Source organism: Achromobacter aegrifaciens, from assembly GCF_902859965.1.
GTDB lineage: Bacteria > Pseudomonadota > Gammaproteobacteria > Burkholderiales > Burkholderiaceae_B > Achromobacter > Achromobacter aegrifaciens.
Genome location: NZ_CADIKO010000002.1, coordinates 786,453 through 806,427, shown reverse-complemented (window position 1 = coordinate 806,427; position 19,975 = coordinate 786,453). Strand labels below are relative to the sequence as shown.

Genomic DNA, 19,975 nt, shown 5'->3' with positions numbered 1-19,975 from the left:
GGAGCAGGACATGGATCTGGGCATTACCGGCAGGACCGCGCTGGTGGGCGGCGCAAGCAAAGGCCTGGGCTACGGCTGCGCGCTGGCCCTGGTGCGCGAAGGCGTCAACGTGGTGATCGTGGCGCGCGGGGCAGAGGCTCTCGAGACCGCGCGGCAGCAACTGCTGCAGGCGCGGACGGACGACAAGTCTTTCGTCAAGGCCGTGGCGGCCGACATTACGACCGCGCAGGGCCGCGAGGCCGTGTTCGCCGCGCATCGCGACTACGACATCGTGGTCACGAACGCGGGCGGGCCGCCGCCCGGGGATTTCCGCGATTGGGGCAGGGAACAGTGGTTGAATGCAGTCGACGCCAACATGCTCACGCCGATCGAGTTGATCAAGGCCACGGTGGACGGCATGGCTGAACGCGGCTTCGGGCGCATCGTCAACATCACGTCCAGCGCGGTCAAGGCGCCGATCGACATCCTAGGTCTGTCCAACGGCGCGCGCAGCGGCCTGACCGGTTTCGTGGCGGGCGTGGCGCGCAGCGACATCGCGGCGCGCGGCGTCACGATCAACAACCTGCTGCCCGGCGCGTTCGCCACGGACCGGCTGAGCTCGGCGCTGGCGGCTTCCGCGGCCAAGACCGGCCAGGACGCGCAAGCCGTGCGCGCCCAACGCCAGGCGGCGATACCGGCAGGACGCTTCGGCAACGCCGAGGAGTTCGGCGCCATCTGCGCTTTCCTGTGCAGCGTCCATGCGGGCTACGTCACCGGCCAGAACGTGCTGGCTGACGGCGGCGCCTATCCCGGCACTTTCTGAGCGGACGGCAATGACGTATCAAGCGGATCTGTTTGCAGGCAAGACGGCGCTGGTGACTGGCGCCACGCAAGGCATCGGGGCGGCGGTTGCCAACCGGCTGGCGTCGCTGGGCGCGCGGACCATAGCCGCCGGGTTGCAATCCGACGCCGGCGAACTGGCGCCGGGTATCGAGGTGCGCCTGGGCGACGTCAGCGCCGCGGGCGACGTCGAACGCCTGCTGCAAGGGTTGGACGAGCTGGACATCGTGGTCAACTGCGCCGGCATCATCCGCCGCGGCGCGGAGCATGATCCCGCCGTGTTCGAGCAGGTGCTGGCGATCAACCTGACCGGCACCATGCGCGTATGCGGCGCCGCGCGCGAGAAGCTTGCGCGGCGCGGCGGCTGCATCGTGAACACCGCGTCCATGCTCAGTTTCTTCGGCGGGGCGCTGGTGCCGGCGTATGCGGCGAGCAAGGGCGGGGTGGCGCAGCTGACGAAGTCGCTGGCGCTGGCCTACGCGGCGGACGGCATCCGCGTCAACGCCGTCGCGCCGGGCTGGATCGCCACGCCGCTGACCCGCGCCTTGCAGGACGACCCCGAGCGTTCGGGGCCGATTCTGCAGCGTACCCCGCTGGGGCGCTGGGGCAAGCCGGAAGACGTGGCCGAGGGCGTGACGTTTCTTTGCACGCCGGCGGCCTCGTTCATGACGGGCGTGATCCTGCCCGTGGACGGCGGCTACCTCGTGGCTTGAGCGTTGGCCGCCACCGTGTACGCGCGCAGGCGTTTGCAGGGATAATGGCGGGGCCGCGCCGCAGGGGCGGCCTCGTTACCGCCAACGCCACGTTTTCCGCCATGCCAGAACTGCCGCAAGTCGCCAACCCTCCCGCCGCACAGGTGGCGGGCACAGCCGCCTTCTCGAAGTTCATGCATGTGCTGCAAGTCGTGGCCGATACGCCGGAATCCATGACGGTGGCCGAACTCAGCAAGCGCAGCGGCTATCCGCGGCCGACCGTGTACCGTACGGTGGCCGCGCTGGTGGCCGAACGCCTGCTGGCCGAACATCCGGTCACCGGCAAGCTGAGCCTGGGGCCGCGCCTGATCCAGCTGGCCAGCCGCAGCTGGGGCCGCTCGGAAATGCGGCTGGCGGCCGTCGAGAACCTGAAGCAGTTGCGTGACGTCACCGGCGAGACCGTGCACCTGGCCGTGCCCAACGGCCAGCACATGGTCTACATCGAGAAGCTGGAAAGCCCCAGCGTGGTGCAGATGAATTCGCGCATCGGCACCAACGTCTCCATGTACTCGACGGCGGTGGGCAAGGCGTATCTGGCGATGTTGGACGAGGCGGCTCTGCAGGCCGCGCTGGACATGCTGCCGCAGCCGTTCGCCTGCCATACGCCCAATACCGTCAAGGATACGGCCGCGCTGCGGCGGCAGCTCGAACAGGTGCGCCAGCGCGGCTGGGCCGTGGATGATGAAGAGAACGAGGCCGGCATTTATTGCTTCGGCGCGCCGATTTTCGGGCAGAACGGCGTGCCTGTGGCGGCCATCAGCGTGAGCACGCTGCGATTCCGCCAGAAACCAGATCCGGAAGCGGCCTATGTGGCGCCGCTGCTGGAGGCCTGCCGTGCGATCAGCCAGCGCATTGCAGGCACGCCGATGCTGGCGAGCAGCGATCTGCTCTGACGGGCGGCGCGCCACCGCCCCGGGGCGGTCTACTCGGGCTGGATGCCGGCCTTCTTGATGATCTCGCCCCACTTCTTCGACTCGGCTTGCTGGAACTGCGCCAGTTCTGCCGGCGTGGAGCTTGCCGCGTCCGTGCCCGTTTGCGCATAGAACTGCTTGGCAGGCGCGCTTGAAGTGGCCTTGACCAGCAATTCGTTCAAGCGCTTGACCACATCCGGCGGCGTGCCGGCGGGCGCATACGCGGCAAACCAGTAGCCCATTTCATAGCCTGGCACGCCAGCCTCGGCGATGGTGGGTACGTCCGGCGCCAGCGGCGAGCGCGCCTGGCCGGTCACGCCCAACGCGCGCAGCTTGCCCGACTTGACTTGCGGCAGGCCGGTGGCGGTGTCGGTGATCATCATGTCGATCTGGCCGCCCAGCAGGTCCGTGACCGCCAGCGGATTGCTCTTATATGGCACGTGCAGCAGTTGCACGCCCGCCATCTGTTGCAGCAGTTCGCCGGCGATGCGGCTGCTGGAGCTGCCGCTGCCGAAGCTCAGCTTGCCGGGCGCTTGCTTGGCCTGGGCCAGGAAGTCGCCAACCGTCTTGGCCGGCGAATTGGGATTGACCACCATGATCTGGCCGCCTTTGCCCAGCAGGGTCAGCGGCGCGTAGTCCTTGACCGGATCGTAGGTCAGCGTCTTGTAGAGGTGCTCGTTGGCGGCATGCGTGGTGTTTGTGGTGATCAGCACGGTGTAGCCGTCGGGGGCCGCGCGGGCGCCGGCCGCGGCGCCTATCATCGCGCTGGCGCCGGGCTTGTTCTCGATCACCACGGCCTGGCCGGTCTGTTCGGTGACGCCCTGGCCGATGGCGCGGCCGATCTGGTCGGTGGCGCTGCCGGCCGCGAACGGCACGATGAAGGTGATGGGCTTGGCGGGGAACTGGGCCATGGCGCTCAAGGGCAGGGCGGCGGCCAGCAGCAAGGCCAGCCGGCCTTTGGAAGCAATGCGCATGTGTGTCTCCTGTGGATTTTTATAGGAATCGAAATCAGGCGTCCGCGGGACGGTCGCCGGGTATGTCGGGCAGGCGGCTGGCCAGCGCGGGGCTGACCTCGACCGTCATGTCCAGCAATCTGAAAGAGAGGCTCTTGCCGTGCGTGTCCAGGTTGAGGGCATCGTTGACGCCGCCGTCCAGTACGCCTTCAAGCACAAAGTTCATCGCATGCAGCGTGGGCAGCGCGTAGCGGGTGACGCGGCTGGGGCGGCGGTACGCGAACCAGTCGGCGACGCGGGCTTCGGTGACCTGTGCATCCAGCACGTCGTAGCATTCCGGATCCCAGGCGATCAGGCTCAGGTTGGAGATGTCGCCCTTGTCGCCGGAACGGCTGTGCGCCAGGCGGTACAGGGGGACCGAGATCAGCGGCGGATTCATTGCGGGGCTTCCTCCAGGAAGGTCCAGCCGCTGGGCACGGCGTCGCGCGGCAGGGTGCAGGACAGCATGTTCAGGCGCGGGCGCAACGCGGTGCGCACGCCGCCGCCGCCGGCGGGGCCGCAGGTATACAGGGCAGTCACTTCGCGCAGCACGCTTTCGGCAAGCTTGCGGTCCATGTGTTCGGCCGCGACGCGCAGGCGCACGTCGCGCGCATGGCCGTCGGGCAGGGCGGACAGCATGTTGCCGGCGTCATCGCCCAGGATGCTGATGGCGCCGATGAGGTCGGCGCGCAGGCGCAGAGCCGGGTCCAGGCGCTTGCGCACGATATCGGCGGCCAGACGGGCGCGTGCTTCGGCCTGCACCCCGGCATAGGAGATCTCGGCTTCGGCCAGCCAGCCGCCGCGGTAGCAGACGTTGACCTTGAGTTCGGCGGGACGCGCGTGGCCGGTGATGCCGCGCACCGCCACCCGATCGCCGCCCAGTTCCGCCACCTCGGCACGGCTCAGGTCGGCGACGACGTCCGGCGTCAGGTAGCGCGCGGGATCGTGCACTTCGTACAGCAGTTGTTCCTTGACGGTGCGCGCATCGACCATGCCGCCGGTACCGTCGGCCTTGCCGATCACGAATTCGCCATCCGCATCGATCTCGGCGATGGGAAAGCCGGCGGCGTGCACGTCTGGCACATCCTTCAAGCCGGGCACGCAGAAGTAGCCGCCGGTGACCTGCAGGCCGCACTCCAGCATATGGCCGGCCATGGTGGCACGGCCCAGGCGCTGCCAATCGTCCATGGCCCAGCCGAAATGGGCCAGCGCCGGGCCCAGCGTGAGCGATGGGTCCGACACGCGGCCCGCGACCACGATCTGCGCGCCGGCCCGCAGCGCCTCTGCGATCTCGGCGGCGCCGAGGTAGGCGGTGGCGCTGACCACGTCCCGCCCATCCAGCGCGCCGCCAAGGCGCTGGCGCAGCAGTTCGCGTTGCGCGTCGCTGGAGAGCGCGTCGCCCTGTACCACTGCGATGCGCGGCGCGGGCAGGCCTTGCTGCCGGGCCAGCGCGGCAATGCGCCGGGCCGCGGCGGCAGGGTTGGCCGCGCCGAAGTTGCCGACGATGCGGATCCCGTGGCGCAGACAGTCGGCCAGCACCGGGCCGACCAGTTCGTCCAGCAAGGGCTCGTAGCCGCGCTCCGGGTCTTCGTTGCGGGCCAACTGGGCCAACGCCAGCGTGCGCTCGGCCAGCGTTTCGTAAATCAGCACGCCGCCGCCGCGGGCGATCAGCGTGCGCACCACGGCGGCGGCGCCGTCGCTGCGGTCGCCGGAGAACCCGGAGGCGCAGCCTATGTGGAGGGGGGCTAGGGACATACGGAATCAGGGCAGGGGTCTAGGTGTCTGAGGCCCACTATAGGCACGCTCGGCTGATCAGTAAAATAGAAAGATCGGATCAATTCATAGAGAAAAGCCATGAATCTGTCTGCCCGGCAATTGCGCGCGTTCGTGGCGCTGGCCGACGAAAAACACTTCACCCGGGCGGCCCAACGCTGCCACCTGACGCAGCCGGCCTTCAGCGCCCTGATCCGCCAACTGGAGGACACCGCGGGCATGCGCCTGTTCGACCGCAACACGCGCCATGTGGAGCTGACGGTCGAGGGGCAAGTGCTGGACGCGACGGCGCGCAGGCTGCTGGCCGACATGGACCTGGTCATGGAGGATCTGCGCGACCACGCCGCCAGGCGTCGCGGACGGGTGGCGCTCGCGGCTTTGCCCTCGCTTGCCGCGGGCTGGCTGCCGGGGCTGCTGGCGCGCTTTCGCGAGTCCTACCCAGGCATCACGGTGGACCTGCGCGATGCCCTGCTGGATCCCTGCCTGGACCTGGTGCAGGCAGGGCAGGTGGATTTCGCGGTGGCCTCGCGACGGCCGGACATGAACGACCTGGACAGCGAGTTCCTGCATGCGGACCGTTATTTTCTGGTTTGTCGCGCCGATCATCCGCTGGCAGGGGCGGGCCGCGCCCGGCTGCGCGACATCCTGCGCTATCCCATGATCCAGCTTGCGCGCGGCAGCAGCGTGCGCAAGCATCTGGACGCGGCCTTGGGGGCCGACGCACCGGCGCCGGTGTTCGAGGTCGAGCACCTGGCCACGGCAACGGGGTTGGTGCGCGCGGGGCTGGGCATCTCGGTGGTGCCGGCGATGACGCTGTTCCATTTCGGCGGCGCCGACCTGCGCATCGTGCCGCTTGCCGGCAAGGCCCTGACCCGTCCGCTCTACCTGGTGCGGCGCAAGGGCCGCACGCTATCGGTCGCAGCGCAGGCGTTGTATGACCTGCTGCGGGAGCATCGGGGGGATATCGATAGCCCGGGATTGCCTGGTTTGGATTAGCCGGCTATCGGCTGGCCGACGCAGCGTTGGAACACCGCCTCCAGCGGCGCGTAGTCGCAGATCACGGCGGCGACGTTGGCGTCGACCCATTCCCGTTGCTCCACTGACCACCAACTGATCTCGTAGCCGGCATTGATGATGAGGTGTTCGAACAGGAGACGTTGAGCGCGCCCGTTGCCTTCACGGAAGGGGTGGATCATGTTCAAGTCGCCGTAGGCGACGGCTGCCTCGGCGATCAGCGCGGAGCGCGGCAGCTCCTTGAACCAGTTGGCCCGCGCCAGGGCCGCGAAAATCTTGTCGGCCTCGGGTTCGATCCTGCTTGTATTGCAGAAGCGCGTGCCGCCTTTTGAGATATCGACGGTGCGCACCTCGCCCGCCCAGTCGTCGAGATCCTGAAAGAGCGTGCGATGGAGTCGCTTCAGGTACGCGAGGTCGTAGGGAGGCAGGGAAAAGTCGATCTGGCTGGCGGCGATCTCGGAAAGCTCTTGCTCAGCCTGCGCGAGCAGCGCATCGTCCCAGATGTTCAGTCAGTTGCGCAGCGTGAGACTGCCTGGGTAGCAGTACGGATCCTGTCCAGCGCCATACTTGTCCAATGTCAGGCAGGCTTGCGATAGGCGCGCAACACGGCTTCGCGGGAGGGCAGTTCGCGCTGCGCGTGGGCGGGCGTGGCTGGGTAACCTTCGAGGCGCAGGCTAGCTGCGTAGTTGGAGCGGCGCACCTTTGCCCAATAATCCAACTTGGCTTGGAGGCTGGTGTTTTTCAAGGGAAACGCCTCATTTGAGAAGCTGCGGAGGTATACACCGAAGCGCACATAGGACTTGGCCGGCTCAGCATTGCGGGAAGCCCTTATATTCCGTCGTGCGCCCATCCTACGGCATCCAGCCACTTTCGCAAATGTCTATTGCTGGATAAACTTCGATAGTTGTAGTTTCTATCCGACTTTCGAAGGATTCCGCCCATGAGCAAGCAAATCATCCATACCGACACCGCGCCCGCCGCGGTAGGCCCTTACTCGCAAGCGGTTGCCGTAAGCGGCACCAAGACTGTCTACCTCTCGGGCCAGATCGGCCTGGAGCCGGGCACTGGCGATCTGGTCTCCGAGAACTTCGATGCGCAGGTGCGTCAGGCTTTCGCCAACATGCAGGAAGTCATCAAGGCTGCCGGCGGCACGTTGGACAATGTGGTCAAGCTGACACTGTTCCTGACCGACCTGGGCAAGTTCACGGCCGCCAACGCCATCATGGCCGAGATCATTCCCCAGCCGTTCCCGGCGCGCTCGACCATCGGCGTGGCCAGCCTGCCCAAGGGCGCGCAGTTCGAGGTCGAAGCCATCCTGGTCCTGTAAGGCCCGTCCGGACTTTTCAATCCAGGGGTTCGTTTCTTCATGCCGGCCGCAGCCGCGGCTTCCAAGCGACCCGGCGCCGACAACAAAGGCGCCGGCCGTGCAATGACGGATACGGAGCGCAAGCTCCGTAACCTGGGTCTGGTGCTGCCCGAGGACTTCGTGCTGCACCTGCCGCTGCGCTACGAGGACGAAACCCGCATCATGCCGATCAGCGCCCTGCGGCCCGGTTTTGCCGGGCAGGTCGAGGGCGAGATCACCAAATCCGAGGTCCTCTACCGGCCCCGGCGCCAGCTGACCGCCACGCTGGCGGACGACAGCGGCGAACTGCAATTGCGCTGGCTGAACTTCTACCCCAGCCAGCAGAAGCAAGTCACCGTGGGCAAGCGCCTGCGTGCGCGCGGCGAGGTCCGCGGCGGCCTGTTCGGGCGCGAGATGGTGCATCCGCGCATGACCAATGCCGATGCGCCGCTGCCCACGGCGCTCACGCCGGTCTATCCCAGCACCGAAGGGCTGCCGCAACTGACGTTGCGCCGCGCCATCGCGCAGGCGCTGGACCGCGCCGACCTGTCCGACACCTTGCCCGACGAGGCGCGGGCGCGCTATGACCTGCCGCCGTTCGAGCCAGCCATCCGCGCGCTGCATACGCCTGCGCAGGGCGAGTCCGAGCAGGCCTTGCTGGACCGCGTGCATCCCGCCTGGCGGCGCATCAAGTTCGATGAACTGCTCGCGCAGCAATTGTCGCTGGCGGCCGCGCGGGCCGCGCGCCGGATAAAGGAAGCCGAGTCGCTGCCCGTGCGCAACGAGGCCGGCGGCCTGGTCGCCAGGCTGTACGAAACCTTGCCGTTCAAACTGACTGGCGCGCAGGAGCGCGTGGTTCAGGAAATCTCCGCCGATCTGGCCAAGCCGTATCCCATGCATCGCTTGTTGCAGGGCGATGTGGGCAGCGGCAAGACGGTCGTGGCGGCCATCGCCGCCGCCCAGGCCATCGCCAGCGGCGCGCAGGTGGCGCTGATGGCGCCCACCGAAATTCTGGCCGAGCAACACTTCCGCAAACTGGTGTCGTGGCTGCAGCCATTGGGCGTGAATGTGGCCTGGCTGAGCGGCAGCCTGTCCGCCAAGGCGCGCCGTGAAGCGGCGGCCGCCGCCGCTGACGGCAGCGTGCAGTTGGTCGTGGGCACGCAGGCGCTGATCCAGGATCACGTCGAATTCCACCGCCTGGGCTTGTCCATCGTGGACGAGCAGCACCGCTTCGGCGTCGGACAGCGCCTGGCGCTTACGCGCAAGGGCGAAACCGTGCGCGGGCGCAACGTGCCGCACCAGCTCAACATGAGCGCGACGCCGATCCCGCGCACGCTGGCCATGACCTTCTTCGCCGATCTGGACGTGTCCGTCATCGACGAGCTGCCGCCGGGGCGCAGTCCCGTGCTGACCAAGCTGGTGTCGGACGCAAGGCGCGAGGAAGTCATCGCCCACATTGCCCAGGCCGCGCGCGGCGGGCAGCAGGCCTACTGGGTCTGTCCGCTGGTCGAGGAAAGCGAGGCCCTGGAACTCCAGACCGCCGTGGACACCTACGAAGGCATGCGGGTCGACCTGCCGGACCTGCGCATCGGGCTGGTGCACGGCCGGCTGCCGCAAGCGGAAAAGGCCGCCGTGATGCAGGCCTTCCGCGATGGCGAAGTCGACCTGTTGGTTGCCACCACCGTGATCGAAGTGGGCGTGGACGTGCCGAACGCCTCGCTCATGGTGATCGAACACGCCGAGCGTTTCGGCCTGGCGCAGCTGCATCAGCTGCGCGGCCGGGTAGGGCGCGGCACCGCCGAATCGGTCTGCGTGCTGCTCTATCAGACGCCGCTGTCGCAAGTGGCGCGCGAACGGCTGCGGGCCATGTTCGAGACCTCGGACGGTTTTGAAATCGCCCGCCGTGACCTGGAACAGCGCGGTCCGGGAGAGTTCCTGGGTACGCGCCAGTCCGGCATGGCGCTGCTGCGCTTCGCCGACCTGGAAACGGACGCGGCCATTGCCGAAGACGCGCGCGATGCCGCGGTCTGGCTGCGCGCCGAACATCCGGCCGCGGTCGAGGCGCACCTGGCGCGCTGGATGCGCGGGCGCGAGGATTTCCTGCGCACCTGACCATGCAGCCAGTCGCCAACCTTAATCTAGCAAGCGCCAGCCGCAAGGCTGGGGCATAACCCCCGGGGGCGTAGTCCACCATGACTCTCACCGAACTCAAGTACATCGTCGCCGTTGCGCGCGAACGGCATTTCGGCCGGGCGGCCGAGGCCTGTTTCGTCAGCCAGCCCACGCTCTCGGTAGCGATACGCAAGCTCGAGGACGAATTGGGCGTGACGCTGTTCGAGCGTGGCGGCGCCGAGGTCGGCGTCACCCCCATCGGCCAGCGCATCGTGGCGCAGGCGCAGAAGGTGCTGGAAGAAAGCGCCAGCATCAAGGAGATCGCGCGTCAGGGGCACGACCCGTTGGCCGGCCCCTTGCGCGTCGGGGTCATCCACACCATAGGTCCGTACCTGTTGCCGCGGCTGGTGCCGGAGCAGATCCGCCGCACCCCGCAGATGCCGCTGCTGCTGCAGGAGAATTTCACGGTGCGCCTGGTCGAGCTGCTGCGCCAGGGCGAGATCGATTGCGCCATCATGGCTTTGCCGCTGCCGGAGGCCGGCCTGGTCATGCAACCCTTGTACGACGAGCCCTTTGTGGTGGCCGTGCCCAATGACCACGAGCTCGCCCGGCGCCAGGCGATCGACGCGCAGGACCTGAAGCAGCAGACCATGCTGCTGCTGGGCAGCGGCCACTGCTTCCGCGATCAGGTGCTCGAAGTCTGTCCCGAGCTGTCGCGCTTTTCGGCGGCCAGCGACGGCATCCAGCGCACCTTCGAAGGCTCCTCGCTCGAGACCATCCGCCACATGGTCGCGGCCGGCATCGGCGTGACCGTGCTGCCCGTGACCGCGGTGCCGGAGCAGCCGCCTTCCAACAGCCTGCTGCGCTATCTGCCATTTGACGGCCACGTGCCGGAGCGCCGCGTGGTGTTGGCCTGGCGCCGCAGTTTCCCGCGGCTGGCCGCCATCGAGGCGCTGGCGCAAGCGGTCTATGCCTGCGAGCTGCCCGGCGTGAAGATGCTGACCGACGAGGTCGCGGCAGTGCAGGATTGATTCCCGGGCCGCTTTCAGGCGGCTTCGCGCGCGCGGTTTGCGCCGCGTCAAAAGGTCGCAGGACTGATTGATAAAAGCGGCGGATATTGCGGCATTTCGCCGTATTTGCAGTGTTATCCTTGTTTCGCACATTCATCCCTAGGAGCTAGCAATGGCCAAGTCCCCCAAGAAGACCTCCAGCGTTCCGCGCATCAACATCGGTATCTCGGACAAGGACCGCGCCGCAGTCGCCGGCGAACTGTCCAAGCTGCTGGCCGACTCGTACACGCTGTACCTGATGACGCACAATTTCCACTGGAACGTCACGGGGCCGATGTTCAACACGCTGCACCTGATGTTCATGACCCAGTACACGGAAGAGTGGAACGCGCTGGACAGCATCGCCGAGCGCATCCGCGCGCTGGGCCACTACGCGCCGGGCACCTACCGCGAATTCAGCAAGCTGTCCTCCATCGCCGAGCCGGACTCGGTGCCGGAAGCCCTGGAAATGGTGCGCCTGCTGGTGACCGCCAACGAATCCGTCGCCAAGACGGCGCGCGCCGCTTTCGAGAAGGCCGATGCCGCCAACGACCAGCCCACGGCCGACCTGCTGACGCAGCGCCTGGACGTGCACGAAAAGAATGCCTGGATGCTGCGCAGCCTGCTGCAGTGATAGCGGCCGACGCCACATGAAAAACGGAGCCTCGCGGCTCCGTTTTTTTCAGCATCGGAAATGAGTCAGGCCTGATGCGACAGCGGCCGTGCCGGTATGGGCGCGATCCGCTCGGGCGGCGGCGTCACCCGCCACACCGCGCGCCGGCGCAGCGCGCCCAGGAGCTTCAGGCCCTGCGGCCAGTCGTCCAGGCCGCTCTCGGCGTTGATGTGGCCAGCGCCCGGCACGACCACCAGCCGGCTGCCCCAATCGCGCGCAAACGCGCGGGCGCGTTCCAGCTGGCAATAGGGATCGTCGTCGCTCGCCACCACCACGCTTTGGAAGGGCAGGGAATGCCGTGGCACAGGTCCGAAGCTTCTCAAACAGGCGGGAGCGTTTTCGCGTTCCACGTCGGCAGGCGCCACCAGCAGCGCGCCCGCGACCTTGGCGCGCAGCGGCACCGGCAGGGCGGCGCTGATCAGGCAACCCAGGCTGTGCGCGATCAGGAGCACGGGGCTGCGGGCCTCGTTCACCTCGGTCGCCAGCGCCGCGATCCATTCGCCGGGAGCCGGATGTTCCCAGTCGCGTTGCTCGACGCGGCGCGCATGCGGCAGCAGGGCCATCCAGCGCGATTGCCAGTGTTGCGGTCCGGAGTTTTTCCATCCGGGGACGATGATCGGTTGGAGTCTCATGGCGGCCATGATGCCGCGCGGCCTTAGTAACGCAAACGAATAAATCGTCTTTTGCATATACGCCAGCGGGCATAAGGGCGCACCCCGAACAATGCCGCAGCGCAATAATCGGACGGGTATCAAAGTGGTCGAAAACTGGCCTGAGAAGGGCAATTTTTCAGTGTATGCTTGCCGTGCAATCGCAATGCAACCGGGCGTGACCAGGGCCGAAACCCCTGCAAAGGGCAGTCCAGCAGGCATGCTTGGCCTGGAGATGATCCGGCGTCCGACCCGGTGCAAAAAACTAACGATTACAAATCATTAGAGGAGTCCACACATGAAGCCAGTATTTCGTCTGACCCCGGTCATTGCAGCGCTGGGCGTCGCAGCCGGTCTGGCGTTTGCCTCGGGAGCGCAAGCGCAAACCATCAAGATCGGCGTTGTCGGCCCCACCACCGGCGCGGTCACGCAGTATGGCGATATGGTCCGTGAAGGGGTCGATACCGCAGTCGAGCGCATCAACGCCGCCGGCGGCATCAACGGCAAGAAGCTGGAAACCGTCGTGATCGACGACGGCTGCGAACCCAAGCAAGGCCCGGTCGCCGCCAACCGCGTGGTCAACAGCAAGATCGGTTTCGTCGTGGGCCACGTCTGCTCGGGCGCCACCATCGCCGCCGCCGACGTCTACAACAATGAAGGCGTGGTCATGGTCACGCCGTCCGCCACGTCGCCGGCCCTGACCGACGGCAAGAACTACGAGTTCATCTTCCGCACCATCGGCCGCGACGACCAGCAAGGTCCTGCCGCCGCCAAGTTCATCCTGGACAAGATCAAGCCCAAGAAGGTCGCCGTGCTGCATGACAAGCAGTCCTACGGCCAGGGCATCGCCACCGCGGTCAAGAACGACCTGGAGAAGGGCGGCGTGGCCGTCGCCGTGTTCGAAGGCATCAACGCCGGCGACAGCGACTACTCGGCCGTCATCACCAAGCTGAAGAGCCAGGGCGTGGACTTCGTCTATTACGGCGGCTACCACCCTGAAATGGGCCTGCTGCTGCGCCAGGCGGCCGAACAGGGCGTGAAGGCCAAGTGGATGGGCCCGGAAGGCACGGGCAACCCCGACATCAACGCCATCGCCGGCGACGCCGTCGAAGGCATGCTGTTGACGCTGCCGGCCGACTTCACCCAGAACGCCGCCAACGCCGACATCGTCAAGGCCTTCGAAGCCAAGAAGCGCAACGCCAGCGGCGCCTTCCAGATGACCGCCTACACGGCCACCCAGGTCATCGCGGACGGCATCAAGGGCGCTGGCAGCGACGACCCGACCAAGGTCGCCAAGTACCTGCACGCCAATTCCTTCGATACGCCGATCGGCAAGGTGTCCTGGAACAAGCAGGGTGACCTGACGAACTTCCAGTTCGACGTGTTCACCTGGCACAAGGACGGTTCCAAGACCGTCTACAAGTAAGTCCAGGCGCGGGCCGCCGGCCCGCGAGACCGGCGGACCCCCTGGCGGTTCCGCAGGAAACCGGGCCGGAAGCGACAGTCTTCCGGCCCGGTTTTTTTGTTCTTCCGACGGCCCGGGAACCGGCTCGGCGCGTTCCGGTCGAACGCGCGCCCGCCGCATTTGCGTAGAATGCGGCGCCATCGACCTCACTTTTTCTGTCTGGACACCATGACCAAGGCCTTGTTAGTCGAAGACGATCCGAAACTATCGCGCCTGATCGCGCAGTTCCTGGAGCAGCACGGTTTCCATGTTGCCCAGGCCTACCGCGGCGATCACGCGGTGGAGGCATTCCGCAGGCATGACCCGGCCATTACCATCCTGGACCTGATGCTGCCCGGCCGTGACGGCCTGCAGGTCTGCCGTGATCTGCGCGCGTTTTCATCAGCCCCCATCCTTATGCTGACGGCCCGCGAGGACGACCTGGACCAGATCCTGGGCCTGGAGTCGGGCGCGGACGACTACGTCATCAAGCCTGTGGAGCCGCGCGTGCTGCTGGCGCGGGTGCGGGCGCTGCTGCGCCGGCACAGCCAGCTGGACGAGCCGCCGGAGCGCCTGGAGTTCGGTCCGCTGGTCATAGACCGGCGTACGCGCGCCGTGGTGCATGCCGGTTCCGAAGTGGACCTGACCACAATGGAGTTCGAGATGCTCTGGGCGCTGGCCAGCCAGGCCGGCCAGGTGCTGACCCGCGACGACTTGCTCAATGCGGTGCGCGGCATCGAATTCAACGGACTGGACCGCAGCGTCGACGTCTGCGTCAGCAAGCTGCGGCGCAAGCTGGATGACGACCCGCGCGATCCGGCGCGCATCAAGACCGTGTGGGGCAAGGGCTATCTGTTCTCGCCCAAGGCGCACGAGGGCGGTGATGCTTAAGTTTGTCCTGCGGCTGTTCGTGGTGCTGGCGGTGGGCTTCGTCATTTCCAACGAAGTCGTGGACCGATCCGCCAACTACTTCTTCGAACCCGTCAGCGACGCCTACGCGCGCGAAGCGGTGCGGGGCCAGATCCACAGCCTGGTGCAGGAACTGAGCCGCGTGCCGCCATCCGAGCGCGAGGCGCACGTGCGCGACGCGCTGGCGCCGTACTACGGCCTGGCGCTCAAGGTGGTCGACGCCGAAAGCTACGGCGCCACCAAGGACGAGCGCGCCATGGTGGAGTCCGGCAGCTTCTTCGTGCGCGACAAGCAGCAGACCTTTGTGGCGGCGATTCCCGGTCCGGGCAGGCAATGGCTGGAGGTCAAGCTGCCGCCCGAGCCGGACATCGGCCCCTGGCTGATGGCTGCCGTGTATTCCGCCCTGGGCCTGTTGCTGTGCGCCTTCATGCTGGTGTGGGCGCTGCCCATCTGGCGCGACCTGGAGGCCCTGAAGACCGCCGCCCTGCGCATGGGCCAGGGCGACCTGCAAGCCCGGGCGCGCCTGTCGCGCCATTCCAGCATCCGCAACCTGGGCGACACCTTCAACCAGATGTCAGACCGCATCAGCGCGCTGGTGGGCAACCAGCGCGACCTGACCAATGCCGTGTCGCACGAGCTGCGCACGCCGATCGCGCGCCTGTCGTTCGAACTGGACATGATGGACCGCGAGGACGACCCGGCCGCACGCAAGCGCCTGGTCGAGGAAATGAAGAGCGACGTGGCCGAACTGGACGCCATGGCCTCGGAATTGCTGATGTACGCGCGCCTGGAACACAAGGGCGACGGCGTGGCGCTGCAGCCGCAGGACGCGCGCGGCTGGCTGGATTCGGTGGTGCAGCATGCCGGCTTCGAGGCCGGCGTGTCGGGCGTGCGCTGCGAAGTGGCACTGTGCCAGGTGCCCGAGGTGCACTTGCACCAGCGCTACATGACGCGCGCCTTGCTCAACCTGCTGCAGAACGCCATCCGGCATGCCGGCCGGCAGGTCCAGGTCAGCTTGATCAGCCCGGGCGCGCGCGAGTACGTGCTGATCGTGGACGACGACGGCCCCGGCATCCCGCCTGCCGACCGCGAGCGGATCTTCGAACCTTTCATCCGCCTGGACGAAAGCCGCGACCGCGGGACGGGTGGGGTGGGGTTGGGCCTGGCCATCGTGAGCCGGGTGGCTCGCTGGCACAACGGGACCGTGCAGGCAAGCGACAGCCCCTTGGGCGGCGCGCGTTTCGTGGTTGCCTGGAAGACCGCCTGAAGCCTGGCGGGGTGCGGCGCGGCACAACGTAAACAAACTTCACAATCCGCCGCCGCAATCTTCACAAACTCCATACAAAGCGGGAAAGATCGCGGGCAGGCGCCTGGATAGCATGACGGCAGTTCTCTTCAGAGGTCTTGCCGCTAGCCATGTTTTCCCTCAGCCGCCTGGTTGCCGTAGGTATGTTGCTGGTCGCCGCGGGCGGTTGCCAGGGCGTTCCTCCCGACGCGCCGCCGCCGATCGCCCAGGGCGACTACAAGGCGGTGGTGGGCTACCTGGCCCAGCGCATCCCCTATGACATGGACGCTTCCGACGTGCCGGGCCTGTCGATCGCAATCGTCGACGACCAGCGCCTGGTGTGGAGCACGGGCTTCGGTTACGCGGACCCGCTGCGCCACCGCAGCGCCACCAGCGACACGCTGTACCGCGTAGGGACCATCACCAAGATCGTCACGGCCGCGGGCGTGCTGCGCGCCGCCGACGACGGGCGTCTGGCGCTGGACCAGCCGGCCTCGCAGGCGCTGCCCGATTGGGACATCCAGCCGCGCCGCGGCGCCATGCAATGGCTGGGCACGCATCCCTTCACCGCCCGCAATCTGCTGGCCGTGCACCCCGGATCGTTGGAAGACACCATGGGACGCGCGCGCGCTGACATGGCCTACGCCCTGCTGGGAGACATGGTTGCGCATGTGGCGAGCGAACCGTTCGACACCTACGTGCGCCGCACCATCCTGCAGCCGCTGAACATGCCGCGCGCCGGGTTCCATCCCGATCCGCGCATGCTCGAACTGCGCGCCTCGGGCTACCGTCGCGGCGCTCCCTGGACCGAAGCGCCTCAGCCCAACGAAGCGGCCGACGGCCTTTGGCTCAGCACTTCGGAGATGGCGCGCTTCTCCAGCATGCTTTTTGCCGACGGTCTTTACCAAGGCCGACGCGTGCTGAATGCCGACTCGGCCCGCGCCGTGCTCGACATGGAAACGGTGGAAGGCGGGTTGGCGCTGGAATGCCGCCTGGCCTTGTCCTGGCTGGCTGCGCCCTGTGGCGACGATATCGCCGGCACGCCATTGCGCCTGCATAGCGGCGCCACTGAAGCCTTCCATTCGCGTCTGGTGCTGGCGCCGCGCGACAAGCTGGCGGTGCTGGTCATGAGCAATTCCGACACCAGCGAGTCCTTGGTGGCCTCGGTGTCGACGATGGCGATGGCGCTGATGCGCCAGGCCAAGCAGGGCGCAATCACCCAATAGATGGGACCGTTCCCGGCTCCACGGTTTTACCCCCCTCAACCTCGTTTCTTGGAAGCTGTTATGAAGCGAAAAATCCGTTCCACCCTGCTTACGCGCGGCGCCGGCGCTGCTTGCCTGCTGGCTTTAGTCCCGGGACTGTCCCTGGCCGATGACGCTGCGAACAGTTCCGTCTACGGCCAGCGCGGGGCCAGCTCGCGCGGGTTGACGGTGGCGACGGGGGAGGGGCCGGCCGACGAATGGCTGTTCTACGGCACGCTGGGCGCGGGCTACGCGCCGCGCTACAGCGGCAGCGACGAGTATTCCGCCGTGCCGATCATCGGCCTGGGCGTGCGCAGCCCCGGTGGCTTCTTCCTCAGCACCGACCACGGCCTGGGCTGGGAAACCCAGGCCCTGGACAGCACGTTCCGCTTTTATCTTGCGCCCAGCGCTTCGCGCAAGGACCACAAGAAGGGGTTCCAGGGCTCGGACAAGCTGCGCGGCATGGGCGACATCGAAAGCCGCGCGCAGATCGGTATGGACGCTGAAACGACGATAGGCCCAGTGACCCTGTCGGCAACGGTGGCGCATGCATTCAAGAAGGGCGACAACCGCGACGTAGGCAGCGCTTACACCATGTTCAACCTGGGAGCCAGCACCACCGTGTACGAGGGTAGCGCCGGGGCGATTTCGCTGGCGCTGTCCGGCACTTTCGGCGACGGCAATTACATGCGCACCTGGTATGGCGTCAGCGGCAACCAGTCGGCAAAGTCCGGCTATCGCAAGTACACGCCCAAGGGCGGTCTGGAAAGCGTGGGTCTGGGCGCGACCTGGGCCGTGCCGCTCTCCAAGTCCTGGTCGTGGACCACGTCGGCGGAAGCGCGGCGCCTGTACGGCGACGCGGCGGACAGTCCCATCGTGCGGGATCGTGCGCAGTACACCATCGGCACCATGATGACGTACACGTATTGATCGGGGGGAAGCCCGTTCCCGGCCGGGAGCGGGTGAGACGGAAGCGGGCGGGCGCAGCCGCCGCTTCCGTCCAGCGATGGCTTTACAGGCCTTGCACGCGGCGGCCGCTGTCGGCCTCGAACCAGTGCAGCGGATGGCGGCCGTCCGGGCCCAGGCTGACGCGGTCGCCGACCTTGGCCGACGACTCGGACAGCTGGCGCGTGGTGCAACGCACGACCAGCATGTTCTTGCCGCAGCGGCTGTGGACCAGCTGTTCGGAACCCAGCGTTTCGACCATTTCGACTTCGGCCGGCACGCCCTGGGTGTTCAGCAGCATGTGCTCGGGACGCATGCCCATGATGATCTTGCGGCCGCGCACTTGCGAGGGCACCTGCAGCGGCGAGATGTCCAGCGCGATGCCGTCCAGCGTCTGCACCGTGCCGTCGCCCGCGACGTTGACTTCCATCAGGTTCATCGGCGGCGAACCGATGAAGCCGGCGACGAAGGTCGAGGCGGGCTTTTCGAACACTTCCATCGGCGTGCCGATCTGCTCGGGCACGCCCTGGTACATGACGATCATGCGGTGGGCCAGCGTCATGGCCTCGACCTGGTCGTGGGTCACGTACAGGCTGGTGGTGCCCAGGCGGCGATGCAGCTTCATGATTTCCAGGCGCATCGCCACGCGCAGCTTGGCGTCCAGGTTCGACAGCGGTTCGTCGAACAGGAACACCTTGGGTTCGCGCACGATGGCGCGGCCCATGGCCACGCGCTGGCGCTGGCCGCCGGACAGGGCGCGCGGGCGGCGGTCCAGCAGGTGACCGAGTTCCAGGATCTGCGCGGCCGCGTCCACGCGCTTCTTGATCTCGTCCTTGGAGAACTTGCGGATCTTCAAGCCGTAGGCCATGTTCTCGAACACGGTCATGTGCGGGTAGAGCGCGTAGTTCTGGAACACCATCGCAATGTCGCGCTCGGCGGGTTCCAGGTTGTTTACGACCTTGTCGTCGATGACGATTTCGCCGCCGGTGACGGTTTCCAGGCCGGCGACCATGCGCATCAGCGTGGATTTGCCGCAGCCCGAGGGGCCGACGATGACGATGAATTCACCGTCCTTGACGTCCATGTCGATGCCATGGATGACCGGCACATTGCCGGCATAGGTTTTCTTGACGTTGCGAAAGCTGAGAGTAGCCATGAGTTATTCGTGTTCGGAGTCGTGTTCGGGTGGGCGAGGGCGGGTGACCGTCACTTTTCAGTGTCGACCAGACCCTTGACGAACCATTTCTGCATCAGGATGACGACCAGCGCGGGCGGGATCATCGCAAGCATGGCGGTGGCCATGGTGATGTTCCATTCGGTCACGCTGTCGCCGCCGCTGATCATCCGCTTGATGCCGATGACGACGGGGTACATGTCTTCCTGCGTGGTCACGAGCAGCGGCCACAGGTATTGGTTCCAGCCGTAGATGAACTGGATCACGAACAGCGCGGCGATGCTGGTCTTGGACAAGGGCAGCAGCACGTCGCGGAAGAAGCGCACCGGACCCGCGCCGTCGATGCGCGCGGCCTCGATCAGCTCGTCCGGCACCGTCAGGAAGAACTGGCGGAACAGGAAGGTGGCGGTTGCCGAGGCGATCAGCGGCAAGGTCAACCCGGCGTAGCTGTTGAGCAGGCCGAGGTCGGCCACCACCTTGTAGGTGGGCGCGATACGGACTTCGACCGGCAACATCAGGGTGACGAAGATCATCCAGAAGAAGAACATGCGGCCGGGGAAGCGGAAATACACCACCGCGAAAGCCGACAGCAGCGAGATGGCGATCTTGCCGATGGAAATCGCCAGCGCCATGATCAGGCTGACGTACATCATGCGGCCCACGGGCGCGCCCGACGAACCGCCGGAAGAGCCGCCGAACAGCGCCTGCATGTAGTTGTCGACGAAATGCTTGCCGGGGATGAGGGACATCGGCGCGGACGCCACTTCCTGCGCGGTCTGGGTGGACGCGACGAAAGTGACGTAGAGCGGAAATGCCACCATCGCCACGCCGCAGAGCAGAATGACGTGGGCCAGAATATCCAGCCAGGGACGGCGTTCAACCAT

The 19,975-nt window shown here is 66.7% G+C and carries 21 protein-coding genes; 13 read left to right on the top strand and 8 right to left on the bottom strand.

The annotated features are described in order from the left end of the window. Positions 1-10 precede the first annotated feature (10 nt). The 3 genes from HV793_RS14905 (at position 11) to HV793_RS14895 (ending at position 2,464) form a co-directional block, all read left to right on the top strand. The gene (locus HV793_RS14905; RefSeq protein ID WP_119451582.1) at positions 11-802 is read left to right on the top strand and encodes an SDR family oxidoreductase; all 792 of its coding nucleotides are present in this window, start codon (positions 11-13) and stop codon (positions 800-802) included. 10 nt (positions 803-812) lie between these two features. After that, on the top strand, positions 813-1,532 hold the full coding sequence (locus HV793_RS14900) for an SDR family NAD(P)-dependent oxidoreductase (RefSeq protein WP_175213445.1): 720 nt from the start codon (positions 813-815) through the stop codon (positions 1,530-1,532). Positions 1,533-1,633: 101 nt separating this feature from the next. Then, on the top strand, positions 1,634-2,464 hold the full coding sequence (locus HV793_RS14895) for an IclR family transcriptional regulator (protein WP_054454832.1): 831 nt from the start codon (positions 1,634-1,636) through the stop codon (positions 2,462-2,464). Positions 2,465-2,493: 29 nt separating this feature from the next. Here the strand turns inward: HV793_RS14895 and HV793_RS14890 are convergent, their stop codons facing one another. The 3 genes from HV793_RS14890 to HV793_RS14880 are packed head-to-tail and all read right to left on the bottom strand — an operon-like array spanning position 2,494 to position 5,229. Further along, entirely contained in the window at positions 2,494-3,456 is a 963-nt protein-coding gene (locus HV793_RS14890; protein WP_054454126.1) for a Bug family tripartite tricarboxylate transporter substrate binding protein, read from the bottom strand. Positions 3,457-3,490: 34 nt separating this feature from the next. Then, the gene (locus HV793_RS14885) at positions 3,491-3,874 is read right to left on the bottom strand and encodes an AtuA-related protein (protein ID WP_054454127.1); all 384 of its coding nucleotides are present in this window, start codon (positions 3,872-3,874) and stop codon (positions 3,491-3,493) included. After that, the gene (locus tag HV793_RS14880; RefSeq protein ID WP_175213444.1) at positions 3,871-5,229 is read right to left on the bottom strand and encodes an acyclic terpene utilization AtuA family protein; all 1,359 of its coding nucleotides are present in this window, start codon (positions 5,227-5,229) and stop codon (positions 3,871-3,873) included. The genes HV793_RS14885 and HV793_RS14880 overlap by 4 nt, the downstream gene beginning before the upstream one ends. A gap of 99 nt (positions 5,230-5,328) precedes the next feature. On the opposite strand from HV793_RS14880, the gene HV793_RS14875 reads away from it, so the two are divergent. Further along, complete coding sequence (locus HV793_RS14875; protein ID WP_175213443.1) at positions 5,329-6,243, top strand: LysR family transcriptional regulator; 915 nt, start codon at positions 5,329-5,331, stop codon at positions 6,241-6,243. Here HV793_RS14875 and HV793_RS14870 read toward each other — a convergent pair. Together HV793_RS14870 and HV793_RS14865 are read right to left on the bottom strand one after the other, a co-directional pair. Further along, positions 6,240-6,689 (bottom strand): Fic/DOC family protein, encoded by a 450-nt coding sequence (locus HV793_RS14870; RefSeq protein ID WP_280528343.1) that lies wholly within the window; start codon positions 6,687-6,689, stop codon positions 6,240-6,242. The genes HV793_RS14875 and HV793_RS14870 overlap by 4 nt on opposite strands. Positions 6,690-6,838: 149 nt before the next feature. Then, a complete protein-coding gene (locus HV793_RS14865; protein WP_125471830.1) occupies positions 6,839-7,006 on the bottom strand; it encodes a YhfG family protein in 168 nt (55 codons plus the stop codon). 195 nt (positions 7,007-7,201) lie between these two features. Here HV793_RS14865 and HV793_RS14860 point away from each other — a divergent pair, with 195 nt between their 5' ends. The 4 genes from HV793_RS14860 to HV793_RS14845 all read left to right on the top strand — a co-directional run bounded on the left by HV793_RS14860 (position 7,202) and on the right by HV793_RS14845 (position 11,401). After that, positions 7,202-7,588: a Rid family detoxifying hydrolase gene (locus HV793_RS14860; RefSeq protein ID WP_013393965.1), complete on the top strand. Its 387-nt coding sequence runs from the start codon at positions 7,202-7,204 to the stop codon at positions 7,586-7,588. Positions 7,589-7,627: 39 nt separating this feature from the next. After that, on the top strand, positions 7,628-9,718 hold the full coding sequence (gene recG, locus HV793_RS14855; protein ID WP_054454134.1) for an ATP-dependent DNA helicase RecG: 2,091 nt from the start codon (positions 7,628-7,630) through the stop codon (positions 9,716-9,718). 80 nt (positions 9,719-9,798) lie between these two features. After that, positions 9,799-10,749 (top strand): LysR substrate-binding domain-containing protein, encoded by a 951-nt coding sequence (locus HV793_RS14850; RefSeq protein ID WP_054454135.1) that lies wholly within the window; start codon positions 9,799-9,801, stop codon positions 10,747-10,749. Between the two features lie 151 nt (positions 10,750-10,900). Further along, the gene (locus HV793_RS14845; RefSeq protein WP_054454138.1) at positions 10,901-11,401 is read left to right on the top strand and encodes a Dps family protein; all 501 of its coding nucleotides are present in this window, start codon (positions 10,901-10,903) and stop codon (positions 11,399-11,401) included. Between the two features lie 65 nt (positions 11,402-11,466). Here the strand turns inward: HV793_RS14845 and HV793_RS14840 are convergent, their stop codons facing one another. Further along, the gene (locus tag HV793_RS14840; protein ID WP_054454834.1) at positions 11,467-12,072 is read right to left on the bottom strand and encodes an RBBP9/YdeN family alpha/beta hydrolase; all 606 of its coding nucleotides are present in this window, start codon (positions 12,070-12,072) and stop codon (positions 11,467-11,469) included. A gap of 316 nt (positions 12,073-12,388) precedes the next feature. Here HV793_RS14840 and HV793_RS14835 point away from each other — a divergent pair, with 316 nt between their 5' ends. The 5 genes from HV793_RS14835 to HV793_RS14815 all read left to right on the top strand — a co-directional run bounded on the left by HV793_RS14835 (position 12,389) and on the right by HV793_RS14815 (position 17,902). Continuing rightward, a complete protein-coding gene (locus HV793_RS14835) occupies positions 12,389-13,516 on the top strand; it encodes a branched-chain amino acid ABC transporter substrate-binding protein (protein ID WP_054454141.1) in 1,128 nt (375 codons plus the stop codon). A 207-nt stretch (positions 13,517-13,723) separates the two neighbouring features. Next, positions 13,724-14,425 (top strand): response regulator, encoded by a 702-nt coding sequence (locus HV793_RS14830; protein WP_082400978.1) that lies wholly within the window; start codon positions 13,724-13,726, stop codon positions 14,423-14,425. Next, complete coding sequence (locus HV793_RS14825) at positions 14,418-15,710, top strand: ATP-binding protein (protein ID WP_175213442.1); 1,293 nt, start codon at positions 14,418-14,420, stop codon at positions 15,708-15,710. Before HV793_RS14830 ends, HV793_RS14825 begins: the two co-directional genes overlap by 8 nt. 149 nt (positions 15,711-15,859) lie before the next feature. Beyond that, on the top strand, positions 15,860-16,954 hold the full coding sequence (locus HV793_RS14820) for a serine hydrolase domain-containing protein (RefSeq protein ID WP_175180998.1): 1,095 nt from the start codon (positions 15,860-15,862) through the stop codon (positions 16,952-16,954). A 60-nt stretch (positions 16,955-17,014) separates the two neighbouring features. Beyond that, the gene (locus HV793_RS14815) at positions 17,015-17,902 is read left to right on the top strand and encodes a MipA/OmpV family protein (RefSeq protein ID WP_175213441.1); all 888 of its coding nucleotides are present in this window, start codon (positions 17,015-17,017) and stop codon (positions 17,900-17,902) included. 82 nt (positions 17,903-17,984) lie between these two features. On the opposite strand, the gene HV793_RS14810 is transcribed toward HV793_RS14815, so the two are convergent. Beyond that, positions 17,985-19,073: a sn-glycerol-3-phosphate import ATP-binding protein UgpC gene (locus HV793_RS14810; protein WP_054454148.1), complete on the bottom strand. Its 1,089-nt coding sequence runs from the start codon at positions 19,071-19,073 to the stop codon at positions 17,985-17,987. Between the two features lie 50 nt (positions 19,074-19,123). After that, positions 19,124-19,975 carry a sn-glycerol-3-phosphate ABC transporter permease UgpE gene (gene ugpE / locus HV793_RS14805; RefSeq protein WP_013393954.1) on the bottom strand — a complete coding sequence of 284 codons (852 nt, stop codon included), beginning with the start codon at positions 19,973-19,975 and terminating at the stop codon, positions 19,124-19,126.

Bases quoted from the DNA above. Each gene is read 5' to 3' on its own strand.
- HV793_RS14835 (WP_054454141.1), top strand. From the start codon at position 12,389: ATGAAGCCAGTATTTCGTCTGACCCCGGTCATTGCAGCGCTGGGCGTC.
- HV793_RS14830 (WP_082400978.1), top strand. From the start codon at position 13,724: ATGACCAAGGCCTTGTTAGTCGAAGACGATCCGAAACTATCGCGCCTG.
- HV793_RS14880 (WP_175213444.1), bottom strand. From the start codon at position 5,229: ATGTCCCTAGCCCCCCTCCACATAGGCTGCGCCTCCGGGTTCTCCGGC.
- HV793_RS14895 (WP_054454832.1), top strand. From the start codon at position 1,634: ATGCCAGAACTGCCGCAAGTCGCCAACCCTCCCGCCGCACAGGTGGCG.
- HV793_RS14840 (WP_054454834.1), bottom strand. From the start codon at position 12,072: ATGAGACTCCAACCGATCATCGTCCCCGGATGGAAAAACTCCGGACCG.
- HV793_RS14885 (WP_054454127.1), bottom strand. From the start codon at position 3,874: ATGAATCCGCCGCTGATCTCGGTCCCCCTGTACCGCCTGGCGCACAGC.
- HV793_RS14820 (WP_175180998.1), top strand. From the start codon at position 15,860: ATGTTTTCCCTCAGCCGCCTGGTTGCCGTAGGTATGTTGCTGGTCGCC.
- HV793_RS14860 (WP_013393965.1), top strand. From the start codon at position 7,202: ATGAGCAAGCAAATCATCCATACCGACACCGCGCCCGCCGCGGTAGGC.
- HV793_RS14900 (WP_175213445.1), top strand. From the start codon at position 813: ATGACGTATCAAGCGGATCTGTTTGCAGGCAAGACGGCGCTGGTGACT.
- HV793_RS14845 (WP_054454138.1), top strand. From the start codon at position 10,901: ATGGCCAAGTCCCCCAAGAAGACCTCCAGCGTTCCGCGCATCAACATC.
- HV793_RS14850 (WP_054454135.1), top strand. From the start codon at position 9,799: ATGACTCTCACCGAACTCAAGTACATCGTCGCCGTTGCGCGCGAACGG.
- recG (WP_054454134.1), top strand. From the start codon at position 7,628: ATGCCGGCCGCAGCCGCGGCTTCCAAGCGACCCGGCGCCGACAACAAA.
- HV793_RS14875 (WP_175213443.1), top strand. From the start codon at position 5,329: ATGAATCTGTCTGCCCGGCAATTGCGCGCGTTCGTGGCGCTGGCCGAC.
- HV793_RS14810 (WP_054454148.1), bottom strand. From the start codon at position 19,073: ATGGCTACTCTCAGCTTTCGCAACGTCAAGAAAACCTATGCCGGCAAT.
- HV793_RS14905 (WP_119451582.1), top strand. From the start codon at position 11: ATGGATCTGGGCATTACCGGCAGGACCGCGCTGGTGGGCGGCGCAAGC.
- HV793_RS14815 (WP_175213441.1), top strand. From the start codon at position 17,015: ATGAAGCGAAAAATCCGTTCCACCCTGCTTACGCGCGGCGCCGGCGCT.
- HV793_RS14825 (WP_175213442.1), top strand. From the start codon at position 14,418: ATGCTTAAGTTTGTCCTGCGGCTGTTCGTGGTGCTGGCGGTGGGCTTC.
- HV793_RS14890 (WP_054454126.1), bottom strand. From the start codon at position 3,456: ATGCGCATTGCTTCCAAAGGCCGGCTGGCCTTGCTGCTGGCCGCCGCC.
- ugpE (WP_013393954.1), bottom strand. From the start codon at position 19,975: ATGGTTGAACGCCGTCCCTGGCTGGATATTCTGGCCCACGTCATTCTG.